This is a genomic window from Microcoleus sp. B4-C2, from assembly GCF_036705265.1.
In the GTDB taxonomy this organism is placed as follows: domain Bacteria; phylum Cyanobacteriota; class Cyanobacteriia; order Cyanobacteriales; family Microcoleaceae; genus Microcoleus.
This window is the reverse complement of record NZ_JAUBUB010000006.1, coordinates 44,889-56,919: the sequence shown is the minus strand read 5'-3', so window position 1 is coordinate 56,919 and position 12,031 is coordinate 44,889. Positions and strand designations below refer to the sequence as shown.

The 12,031-nt window shown below is 46.4% G+C and carries 9 protein-coding genes; 7 read left to right on the top strand and 2 right to left on the bottom strand.

The window, feature by feature from the left end:
• Window positions 1-39: 39 nt before the first annotated feature.
• Window positions 40-1,344 (bottom strand): aspartate aminotransferase family protein, encoded by a 1,305-nt coding sequence (locus QUB20_RS03895; RefSeq protein ID WP_333243359.1) that lies wholly within the window; start codon window positions 1,342-1,344, stop codon window positions 40-42.
• A gap of 160 nt (window positions 1,345-1,504) precedes the next feature.
• Here QUB20_RS03895 and QUB20_RS03890 point away from each other — a divergent pair, with 160 nt between their 5' ends.
• Window positions 1,505-2,047 carry a Uma2 family endonuclease gene (locus QUB20_RS03890; RefSeq protein ID WP_333243356.1) on the top strand — a complete coding sequence of 181 codons (543 nt, stop codon included), beginning with the start codon at window positions 1,505-1,507 and terminating at the stop codon, window positions 2,045-2,047.
• A 92-nt stretch (window positions 2,048-2,139) separates the two neighbouring features.
• On the opposite strand, the gene QUB20_RS03885 is transcribed toward QUB20_RS03890, so the two are convergent.
• Window positions 2,140-3,177 carry an adenosine deaminase gene (locus tag QUB20_RS03885; protein WP_333243353.1) on the bottom strand — a complete coding sequence of 346 codons (1,038 nt, stop codon included), beginning with the start codon at window positions 3,175-3,177 and terminating at the stop codon, window positions 2,140-2,142.
• Between the two features lie 346 nt (window positions 3,178-3,523).
• Here QUB20_RS03885 and QUB20_RS03880 point away from each other — a divergent pair, with 346 nt between their 5' ends.
• From QUB20_RS03880 to QUB20_RS03855, 6 genes are all read left to right on the top strand, one after another.
• On the top strand, window positions 3,524-4,864 hold the full coding sequence (locus QUB20_RS03880; RefSeq protein WP_333243350.1) for an adenylosuccinate synthase: 1,341 nt from the start codon (window positions 3,524-3,526) through the stop codon (window positions 4,862-4,864).
• Between the two features lie 54 nt (window positions 4,865-4,918).
• On the top strand, window positions 4,919-5,356 hold the full coding sequence (locus QUB20_RS03875; protein ID WP_333159029.1) for a hypothetical protein: 438 nt from the start codon (window positions 4,919-4,921) through the stop codon (window positions 5,354-5,356).
• Window positions 5,357-5,373: 17 nt separating this feature from the next.
• Window positions 5,374-5,742, top strand: coding sequence for a hypothetical protein (locus QUB20_RS03870; protein WP_333243347.1), 369 nt, complete (start codon window positions 5,374-5,376; stop codon window positions 5,740-5,742).
• Window positions 5,743-5,934: 192 nt separating this feature from the next.
• On the top strand, window positions 5,935-6,540 hold the full coding sequence (locus tag QUB20_RS03865) for a 50S ribosomal protein L25/general stress protein Ctc (protein ID WP_333243344.1): 606 nt from the start codon (window positions 5,935-5,937) through the stop codon (window positions 6,538-6,540).
• Between the two features lie 28 nt (window positions 6,541-6,568).
• Window positions 6,569-6,715 carry a hypothetical protein gene (locus QUB20_RS03860; RefSeq protein WP_333291176.1) on the top strand — a complete coding sequence of 49 codons (147 nt, stop codon included), beginning with the start codon at window positions 6,569-6,571 and terminating at the stop codon, window positions 6,713-6,715.
• Between the two features lie 396 nt (window positions 6,716-7,111).
• The gene (locus tag QUB20_RS03855) at window positions 7,112-11,713 is read left to right on the top strand and encodes a tetratricopeptide repeat protein (protein WP_333243341.1); all 4,602 of its coding nucleotides are present in this window, start codon (window positions 7,112-7,114) and stop codon (window positions 11,711-11,713) included.
• Window positions 11,714-12,031 lie beyond the last annotated feature (318 nt).

Below are 12,031 nucleotides of genomic sequence, written 5' to 3'. Positions count from 1 at the left end.
GCCTGTTAAGAGAGAATGGTGCAAAATCTCCTTTTAATCCTACTCCATCTCCTGCAAAACCCCAGTCAAAATTTCCACAATGCGATCGATATGTTCCTTCTCAATAATCAGCGGTGGCGACAAAGCAATAATATCACCCGTAGTCCGAATCAGCAACCCTTTTTCATAGCACTGCAAGAAACAATCAAAAGCCCGTTTCCCCGGCTTTCCAGCAATAGATTCCAACTCAATACCCGCCACCAGTCCCAGATTCCGAACATCAATTACGTGCCGCACTCCCTTCAAAGAATGCACCGCATCTTCCCAGTAACCAGCCATCTTATCGGCTCGTTCAAATAACCTTTCTTCCTCATAAATATCCAGCGTCGCCAAAGCAGCCGCACAAGCCAGAGGATGACCAGAATAAGTATAACCGTGAAAAAGCTCGATCGCATTTTCAGGAGCATTCATAAAAGCATCATAAATGCCTTCTTTCACAAACACCGCCCCCATCGGCACCGTACCGTTAGTTATCCCTTTCGCCGCCGTCACAATATCGGGAACCACCCCAAAATATTCCGTTGCAAAACTAGAGCCGAGCCGCCCGAATCCAGTAATTACCTCATCAAAAATTAGCAGAATTCCGTATTTGTCGCAAATCGCCCGCAGTCGCTCCAAATAACCTTTCGGCGGAATCAAAACCCCCGTAGAACCCGCCACCGGTTCCACAATTACCGCTGCAATATTAGACGCATCGTGCAAAGCGACAATCCGCTCCAATTCATCCGCCAAATGCGCTCCCCATTCCGGTTGTTTGCGGCTGAAAGCATTGTGTTCGAGATTGTGAGTGTGAGGCAAATGATCGACTCCCGTCAGCAAACTGCCAAAAAACTTGCGGTTTGTACCGATACCGCCGACAGAAATTCCCCCAAAACCAACGCCGTGATAACCGCGTTCCCTACCGATTAATCGTTGGCGAGTTCCTTCACCTTTCACCCGGTGATAAGCAATCGCAATTTTTAAAGCAGTTTCTACAGATTCCGAACCCGAATTAGTAAAGAAAACGCGATCGAAATTGCCCGGAATCATCTTTACCAAACGTTCCGCTAATTCAAAAGCACCCGGATGTCCCATCTGAAAAGCCGGAGAGTAATCCAAACGCAAAACCTGCTGTTTAACTGCTTCGGCAATTGTCTCGCGGGCGTGTCCTGCATTCACGCACCACAGCCCCGCAGTACCATCTAAAATTGAGCGGTTATCATCGCTTGTAAAGTGCATATCTTTTGCCGAAACCAACATTCGCGGATTCGCTTTAAACTGTCGGTTGGCAGTGAAGGGCATCCAGTAAGCGTCCATATTTGTCATCGTTTTTTTATCTTTTTATATTGATGATTCTGCCTTCAAACTATAACTTGCTACGGATTGTCGATCGCCCGACGCTTATTATAATTTTACAAATATCTCTTGGCTCTTTTAATTAAAGCTTAGTTTATGATAGACTTAGGTATTAGACGGAGACTCGATCATGTCACTAACTGTCAAAGACTTAGAAAAAGTACAAGCCGAACATCCTGAATGGCGACTAGAGTTAATACAGGGTAATATTATTGCAATGGGCCCATGCGATTACACCTCAGATGAAATTGGTTCTCGGTTAATTATTCTTTTGGGAATCTGGGTACTGCCACGCAAGCTTGGTCGATTAACGGGTTCCAGCGCTGGCTTTATTTTACCAAATAGTGACTTGCGCGCACCAGATGTATCTTTTGTCAAAGCAGAAAAGCTGAAGCGGAGTCGGCGGGATTTTGTAGAATTGGTTCCTGACTTGATGGTGGAAATTAAATCTAAAACCGATCGCCTCAAACCTATCAAAGAAAAAATACAATCATTTTTGAGTCTAGGAACGGAAGTGGGAATATTGATTGACCCAGACCGATTAACTCTCACAGTATATCGTACAGCAGCCGAGCCGGAAGTGCTTAGAGATGGAGACATATTGACAATTCCAGAGTTTTTCCCTGGCTGGGAATTGCCAATTTCTGATTTGTGGCCACCCGTTTTTGATTGAAAAAGTAGTCGGTTCGTAGCAAGGAATGCAAGTCCTCTCTATGAATAAAAACTAAAGTCCTCACTACGAACCATTGAAAGAAGCTTACACAGTTAATTCACGATCGCCCCCACAGACTCATTCTGCAACAAACCAGTTAGCATTTGGGCCGGTTGCTCTCCGTAGGGCCAGGCGAAAGCATGGCGGAAAGCGGCATTTTGACACGCTTGCAACTGCCGAAAATCAATGATATCCAAAGTTAACAAATTCTCGTACTCGAAAGGCAATCGCACGTTGTGCAATCCCGCGTTGTCGGTACAAATGGCAATATCGACACCAGCTTCAAAACATCGATCGAACACAACCTTCAATTCGCGCATATCCTGCAACGTCCCCGTTTTGAGATAGGTAGTCGGGCAAACCTCCAAGCATTGACCCCTGCGCGCGACTTCGGGCAGCAGTTCGGGATATTTTAACGGAATTTGAATCCCGTGGCCGATCCGCATCAGATAGGGCAGAAGTTCGGGATAACAGCCAGAAGTAGTTTCGTAGAGGTGGCCGGTGGTTTTGATGCCGATCGACCTCGCGTACTGGTACAATCCGACAAACTCCTCTAAACGATCGCCAATACAATCATCGCCGCCAGCTATATCGATCGCACAAACATATTCTCCCATCCCGGCCGCCAAATCCACGATCGCCCGATTCACCTCATAGGGTAAACGCGAGTGCATACACAAAATTTGGCTAGTAACGATCGGACAATCGCTAATTTGACTTGCCTTGCCCACAACTTTTACAATTTCTGCCATCAAATCAATGCGTTCTGACTGATTCAAATGTTCTGGAGTCCGCAAATAAGGCGTATAGCGCAACTCCAAATAAGCCAGATTTTCAAACACGTAAGCGCCCCGCATCAACCGATAGATGAAATAAGGCAACGTCTCAACAGTTTGAACGCTTTCTACCAGCGTGTGCAGTTCCAAATACTCATTGAGAGTATTGCGCGGACGAGTGTAAAACTCCTCAAACTCCGAGTATTTCGGAAATCGATTAACCATCTCAGCATTGTGGCGATCGAAATACCGCCACAGCACCCTAGGAACGACGGAACCACCCAGATGGCGGTGCAACTCAGCGTGTAAACTCATGGCAACAAAGCCTCTATTTTCTCAATCTTAACAAAAATTAATTAGTCAGTAGTCATTAGTCAGTAGTCAGTAGTCATTAGTCATTGGTTATTTGTTAGTTCCAATGCCTAATGCCCAATAGACATCTCCCATAATTCTTGTGGAACAGGCATCTTGCCTGTTCAAAATAGGCTTTTTGGGAGATGCCCCATGCCCCATGCCCCATGCCCCATGCCCCATGCCCCATGCCCCATGCCCGTATCTAAAATCCCAAATCTAAAATCTAAAATCTAAAATTGATTGACATTTCGGACGCATTCATACATAATCGGAGATTGTGTCAACCTGAACAGAACGCGAGAAACCCTTGGCTAACGTAGTTGTAATCGGCGCCCAGTGGGGCGATGAAGGAAAAGGCAAAATTACCGATTTGCTCAGCAAATCCGCAGATATCGTTGTCCGCTACCAAGGGGGCGTCAACGCGGGTCACACCGTGGTAGTCAACGGTCAGACTTTCAAGCTGCACTTAATTCCGTCTGGGATTCTCTACCCTGATAAAGAGTGTATTATCGGCTGCGGCACGGTCATCGACCCTAAAGTTTTAATTGCAGAGTTAGATCAGCTAGAGGCACTGAATATTTCGACAACCTCGCTGATGATTTCGGAGACGGCTCACGTAACGATGCCCTATCATCGATTAATTGATGTAGCATCGGAAACGCAGCGGGGAAATTATAAAATCGGCACGACGGGACGCGGCATTGGCCCTACTTACGCCGACAAGTCGGAACGCACTGGCATTCGGATGCTCGATTTAATGGACTTGGAAGGGTTGAGAGAACAATTGGAATGGACGATTAATTGTAAAAATGTCATTCTCGAAAAACTCTACAATTTGCCGCCTCTCAATCCCCAAGATGTAATTGATGAATATCGGGTGTATGCGGAACGTTTGCGACCGCACGTAGTTGATAGTTCCCTCAAGATTTATGAGGGAATTCACAAGCGGAAAAATATTCTGTTTGAAGGCGCGCAAGGCACTTTATTAGACTTAGACCACGGCACTTATCCTTACGTTACTTCGAGCAATCCCATCGCTGGCGGTGCTTGTGTGGGAACCGGAGTCGGCCCAACAGCGATCGATCGCGTAATTGGCGTAGCAAAAGCTTATACAACCCGCGTCGGAGAAGGCCCATTCCCTACTGAAATGGTAGATGGAATAGGAGCAATTTTGGGCGATCGAGGTGCAGAATTCGGCACGACAACGGGCAGAAAACGCCGCTGTGGTTGGTTCGATGCGGTAATCGGTCGGTACGCAGTCCGCATCAACGGCCTTGACTGTCTGGCAATTACCAAACTAGATGTTTTGGATGAATTAGAAGAAATAAAAGTTTGCGTTGCTTACGAAATTGACGGCGAAAGATGTGTTGATTTCCCGAAAAGTTCCCGGATATTTGCTCGGTGCCAACCTATTTACGAAACCCTTCCCGGTTGGAAACAGTCTACGGAAGAGTGCCGGAATTTGGAAGATTTACCGCCGCAAGCATTGGATTATCTGAAGTTTTTGGCAGATTTGATGGAAGTGCCGATCGCGATCGTTTCTCTCGGAGCCAGTCGCGACCAAACTATCATTGTAGAAGACCCGATTCACGGCCCGAAACGCGCTTTGCTTTCTGCAGACGGTACGCCAGTAGCAGCACAATCATAACAGGTTTAGTTATAATAGACAAAAAGGGTCTATCTCATGTGTGACGAGGCTCCAATGACCGATGAAGATCGTCTGATATACCAACTAACCCTTCATCGAGATTTGGTTGGCTGGGTAATCGGAAAGTTAGCTGAAGCTGGCATTGCATCCCAGAGAACTACTGGCAACGATCCGAAAGGAGACATTTTGATTGTCGCTCCCAATGAGGCCTCGCAAGTAAAAGAAATAATTCGGGATCTTCATAATCAATACACGAGAGAAAATATCAAAGATTCACAGTCAACCTTAGAGGAAAGAAAAACAAACTTACCGCATATAGAAATCAAAACCACATACCTTTCAGGAAAAGCAGTTAATGAAATTATTGATACTGCTACTGTCATTGCAGTTGTAAGTGCCGATAGAATTTCGGGACCTGGCAAGGCAAAATTTATAAAAGCAGGTATAGCTTATGCCGAAAATATTCCTTTGAACGAGTTTCTAGATGTTTAGTAGCAGGAGTAATCCCAATGTTTGACATCAGTTTTTATTCAGCAAATGGTGAACCGTCCGATAGTGTAAGAATAACAGCAGCTACTTACGAATGGTTAGCAAAATCAGCATTTTCAAAAATAGGTGGCGAATCAGTCGAAACCCAAATTTACCTAGATGAAGAAAATGTAATTCTGCCTCTAGTTGAATTAAATCAAGATATTCGCCAGCAGTTCAAGAAAATTTTCAGCGAAGCAATCATCAGTGAAAGCGATGAAGTTCTTACTAAGCTTGGTGATTACCCTTCAAAAGAAGAGTATCAATCAGGAACGTACCGTCTCAGAAAAATGCTGGAATTGCTCAAGTGTGTGGAAAACGAAAATTATCAATACCTTCAGCGAATTTAATCGGAACTTACGCAACTGGTTCAATTCGTATGGTGCGTCAGTTGATAAGACCTAAATTTTTTGTCATAAACTCAATACTGACGCACCATACAAGCTAGTTAAAGTGTGACCGTTGACCTGAGTCTGATTAATGTTCGATCGCAATATCACAATTCTGGTAAAATGTAAAAACAATTAGCAGAAAGTCAGAAAATGGAACTCGCAGTAGAATGTCAAAAGCGGGCAGAAGGCAGTAAACCTAACGCCCTCCGCCGCTCTGGATTGATTCCCGCCGTCCTCTACGGCCACAAAGGATCTGAATCCATTTCCCTTACCATCAAAGCCAAAACAGTTGAACACCTGCTCAAAAAGCACGTAGTCAACAATACCCTAATTGACCTCAGCATTCCCGACCTCTCTTGGAGCGGAAAAACCTTGCTCCGGGAAGTGCAAGTTCATCCTTGGAAGGGCTATCCTTACCACCTGAGCTTTTTCTCCGTGGCAACTCAAGACAGCCTGGAAGTTGAAGTGTCGCTGAATTTTGTCGGCGAACCAGTCGGCGTCAAGTTAGAAGGCGGCATTTTGGATACCGTGCTGACGCAACTCGCAGCTAAGTGCAAACCAGACAGCATTCCTGAAGCAATTGAAGTAGATATTTCTCATTTAAAGGTTGGGGATGCGCTGCATATTCACGAGTTAGTTTTGCCAGCAGGAGTGGTAGCTCTCGGCGAACCAGATCAGGTGGTTGTTAGCGTGCTGGGAATTCAAGCAGGTTCTGAAGCCGAAGACGCAGAAGAAGACGCAGAGGCTGCAGCTTAATTAGTAATTGCTAATAGTTGTTAACTAATTGTTGGAAAAAAAGGGCGATCGCTTTCTCCCAAAAGGGCGATCGTTTTTTGCTAAAAAGGCTATTCTAATTTGGGATCGATCGCACATCTTGCACCATTGTCAATTAGCCTTTTATGAACAGGCAAGATGCCTGTTCCACAAATAGTGAATTTGTTGTGTTGTGGGGAGTAGGGGTTGGGCTTCTAGCCCGCCCGTAAAAAGCCTATAGAAAAGGGTGCAATCTCCCTTGCCCAGTCCACAAGAAAGCATCCCACAAGCCAGAATCGGCAGTGTTTACTTTTCTTTACAACACGGGCGATCGAGTCTTTAGCTACAAGAGTCCCAACGAGCGCGCAAATGGGCCAGAAACCGGGCTGATTCTTAGATATTTAGCCGTAAAATCAAAAAATTAGCCGAGAATCCCGGTTCCTCGCCAGCACCGAGAGTCAAAAAAATTAAGAATTAGGGGAACAAGCCCGCTACTCTTAGTGTCAAACGCGAGTATAATTGTGAAACGTTTTGACTACCCTATTTAATTCCTGCCTCTGGAGCCGCCGCCCATATGCCATCAACAGTGAATACAGAATCAACAGCGGTTCAATTTAACCAACAGGGAGAAACATACTTATCCCAAGGAAAAATAGAAGAAGCCATCGCCTCCTGCGAGCAAGCTTTGAAGATTCACCCCAATTTTGCACCAGCTTACAAGACTTTGGGCAACGCGCTGCAAGCTCAAGGCAGGATGGAAGAGGCGCGACACTGGTACGCTAAAGCGATTGAAATAGAACCGAATTTTGCGGAAGTATATGCGAATTTGGGCAGCCTGGGCGCGCAGCAGCAAAAATGGCAGGAGGCGATCGGATTTTATCAAAAGGCGATCGCGATTAAGCCGAATTTCGCGGGAGTGTACCGGAATTTAGCAAAAGTATTCGGACAAATTAACAAACCGGAAGAAGCCCAGCAGTGCTGGTATCAAGCATTTAGTTTGGAACCGGAAAAAGTAGCGCCGGGGGAACACTTGAATATGGGCGACGCTTTTTTCCGGCAGGAAAAATTCCCCGAAGCGATCGCTTGTTACGATCGCGCTATAAAATTAAATCCTAATGTGGCGACAGCTTACCAAAATTTGGGCGAAGCGCTCAAAAAACAAGGCAAGTTAGAGGAAGCGACAGCATATTATCGCAAAGCTATTGAACTGAACGCAGCTAATGCGAGAAATGGCAGCGAGGGAGAGCAAACTTTGGCGGGTGCAAATGGAACAAACGGTGCAGTTAAGCAGCAGCCCGCAGCAACCGCAGTTCAGCAGGCAGTTAAGCCACCAGTTCAGCAGGCAGTTAAGCCGCCAGTTCAGCAGGCAGTTAATTCTACAATTAATATAGAAGATCCAGAAGCATACAAAATACTGGCAGAAGGCTATTTTGCTCAGGGTAAATTGGAACAGGCGATCGCAGCTTGCAAGAAGGCGCTGCAAATTAAGCCGGAAGCGCCGCTTTACAAAATGCTGGGCAACGCGCTGCAAGCTGGCGGAAAAATTGATGAAGCTAAAAGTTGCTATGTCAAAGCAATAGAAATCAACCCAAATTTTGCCGAAGCTTACGCTAACTACGGCAGCATTTGCGCGCAGCAAGAACAGTGGCAGCAAGCGGTTTCTGCTTACGAAAAGGCGATCGCCCTGAAACCGGATTTTGCCGGTGCTTTCCGCAATTTTGCGAAACTGTTGACGCAGTTAGGCAAGCCGGAGGCGGCTGCTGAGGCTTGGTATCGAGCATTTGCGATCGACCCGAAGTCTGGCAGCGCTGAGGAACACGAGAATTTAGCCAAAACTTTGATCGAGCAAGGTAAGGTAGATAAGGGAATTGAGTGTTACCGGCGCGCGGTGGAGTTGAACCCAAATGCGGGTGCAGCTTATCACGAATTGGGGGAAATTCTTAAGGGGCAAGAACAGTGGGAAGCGGCGGTAGATGCTTACAGCAATGCTATTAGAAATAATCCCGATCTTTCTTGGTCGCACAACAATTTAGCTGAGTCGCTGGTTAAGTTGGAACGGTGGGAGGAAGCTGTAAATGCTTACCGCAAGGCGATCGAATTAAATCCAGATTTTAGCTGGTCTCACAACAATTTAGCAGATGTGCTGCTGAAGCTGGAACGGTGGGATGAGGCAGTAAATGCTTACCGCAAAGCAACAGAGTTAAATCCTGATTTCAGTTGGTCGCACAACTATTTAGCAGACGCGCTGATTAAGCTGGGAAGGTGGGATGAGGCAATTTCGGCTTACCAAAGGTCGATCGAACTCAATCCCGACCATTTTTGGGCGCACAACAATTTAGCAGAAGCGCTGGTGAATTTGGAACGGTGGGATGAGGCAGTTGTTGCGTACCGGCGTGCTAACGAAGTTAATCCGAATTTCTTCTGGTCGCAGAGCAAGTTGGGCGACGTGCTGCTAGAAATGGAAAGGTGGGAGGAGGCGATCGATGTTTACCGGCGCGCGGCCGAGTTGAATCCTGATTTTCCGTGGACTTATTACAACATGGGAACGGCTTTTGAGAAGCTGGAACGGTGGGATGAGTCGATCGCCGCTTACCGCCGCGCTGCGGAAATTCAGGCGGATTTGCCGTGGCTTTCGCAAAAGTTGGCTGATGCTTTGAGGATGCGATCGCAGTGGGATTTGCGGGATGCGATGGGTTTGTACAGAAAGGCGATTCAGGGGAATCCTGATGACGTGCAGTTGTATCACAAGGCGCTGGAGATTGCGCCGAATGATGCTGACCTTTATGTTGAGTTGGCTAATGCTTTGGTGCGGCACAGTTGGCCGGATGGGGCGATCGTCTTTTATCAGATGGCGTTGCAGATTCGGCCTGATGACAAGGCTATTTCTGGGCGGTTAGAAGAGGTGTTAAAAAAAAAGGGTGTAAGTAGGGCGGCGGAAAAGAGCGATCGCACTGTTCACGGACACTCTGGAAATGCGATCGAACACAGCCCTGGGGTAGCTACTGAGTACCACGAATTAGGGGCGTCTCTGCAAGAAGAAGGTAAATTTGCCGAGGCTGTGGCCGCCTACCGCAAAGCAATTTCAATTAATCCCAATTACTTTGGAACTCACCACAATTTAGGCGATGTCCTCAAATGGATGGGTAAAGTTGATGAGTCTATTAAAAGCTATAAGAAAGCGGCTGAACTGAATCCAAGTTTTGTTTGGTCCCACCACAACTTAGCTGATGTATTTCAAGAAGAAGGTCGGCTTGATGAAGCTGTAGCTGCTTATCGGAAAGCGATCGAGGTTGCTCCTGACTTTGGCTGGTCTCACTACAATCTAGCCAAAACTTTAGCTAAACAAGATAAGCTTTCGGAAGCTTTGGAAGAGTATCAGACGGCGAGCAAACTAGATCCGAAACTTTTTGGTTTGGATTATCAAAACTTGCGAGATTCGCTATTCCTCGGTCAAGACCCAGCTTACACGAAGTGGCGCGCTAAGAACAGCCCCAGAGAAGCTGATTTGCGAAAGATGGCGGAAATATTAGAAATATTTAACTACAAGCCGCTGATTAGTATTGTCATGCCGGCTTACAATACCCCAGAAAATTATTTGCAGGAGGCAATAGAATCAGTTCTCAATCAGATATATCCTTATTGGGAATTGTGTATTGCGGATGACGCATCAACTGCGCCTCATGTCAAGCAAATTTTACAAGAATATGCAGCTAAAGATAGCCGGATCAAAGTAGCTTACAGAACCAAAAACGGTCACATTTCTCACTGTTCTAATTCGGCTTTGGAGTTGGCGACGGGTGAATTTGTGTCTTTGCTAGACCACGACGATACACTGACGCCAGAGGCGTTGTATGAAGTGGTGCTGTTGCTGAACCGGCATCCGGAAGCGGACATGATTTATTCAGATGAAGATAAGATTTACCAAGATCAGGAACTGATAAATCCTTTCTTCAAGCCAGAATGGAGCCCGGATTCATTTTTATCTCGGATGTACACTTGCCATTTGGGAACTTACAGGCGATCGCTAATTAATGAAATCGGCGGTTTTAGACCGGGTTTTGAAGGAGCTCAGGATTATGATTTGGTTTTGAGGTTTACAGAAAAAACTGACAAAATCTTTCACATCCCTAAAATTCTTTACCACTGGAGAATGCACGCGGGTTCGGCTGCTGGCGGTGTAGAGGCTAAACCCTATGCCTATGATGCAGGGCAAAAAGCTTTGCAAGAGGCGATCGAACGCAGAGGCGAACCCGGTAAAATTGAAGGTGTTCCCTACTTTTTGGGACACTTTATTGCACGCTACCAAATTGCGGATTACAAGCGGGTCAGCATCCTTATTCCGACGCGGGATTTGGGGGAGGTTTTGGACAATTGCTTGGAGTCTATCTTTACTAAGAGCGTCTACCCCAACTACGAAGTTATCGTGATCGATAACGGCAGTCAAGAGCAACACACGGCGGAAATTCTGGCTAAATGGACGGCTAAGGAATCAGCGAGGTTTAAAAGTTATCGCCTAGATATTCCGTTCAATTTCTCTAAGATTAACAACTACGCTGCTAGCAAAGCGGAGGGAGATTACTTGCTGTTCTTGAATAACGATACAGAGGTAATTACTCCCGATTGGATTGACGGAATGGTTGAACAAGCTCAGAGAAGCTCGATCGGGGCTGTGGGCAATTTGTTGATATACTCAGATAACAAAATCCAGCACGCGGGAGTGGTGATGGGACTCGGCGGCGGAGTTGCCGGTCACAGTTATTACCATATGCCGCGATCTATTCCTGGCTATTTCGGGAATGTGGTAGGCATGAGTAATGTTTCAGCGGTAACTGCTGCGTGTTTAATGTGTCGCCGCGAAGTATTTGAGAGTATTGGGGGGTTTGACGAAGAGCTAACAGTGGCGTACAATGATGTGGATTTGTGTTTGAAAATGCTAGAGAAAGGGTACCGAAATATTTACCTGCCTCATGTAGTTCTCTACCACCACGAATCTAAAAGCCGGGGTTATGAGGATTCGCCTGAAAAGAAAGACCGGCTGAAGCAGGAATCGAAGCTGATGGAAAGCCGGTGGCAAAAATATATTGAGAATGACCCTTACTACAGCCCTCATTTAACCAGAGCTTGTCAAGACAGCGGTATCAGATTGGAGGACGAGAATTGGCGGGGGAGTCATTAGGAACATCCCCATGAGTTTAGGGTGTCAACTTAAGCCTCAAGCCTTCTGTATTTCTGGTTTGTACCCAAGTCTCGATCCCCCTAAATCCCCCTTAAGAAGGGGGACTTTGAGTGCTCTTGTCCCACCCCCTACTCCCCCTTATTAAGGGGGGCTAGGGGGGATCGAGGGGTTGGAAAACACACCCTAGGCTGTACCGAGACTCGCAGACCCACTCTGTATCTCTGGTTTGTATCGAAGTCTAGATCCCCCTAAATCCCCCTTAAGAAGGGGGACTTTGAGTGCTCTTGTCCCACCCCCTACTCCCCCTTATTAAGGGGG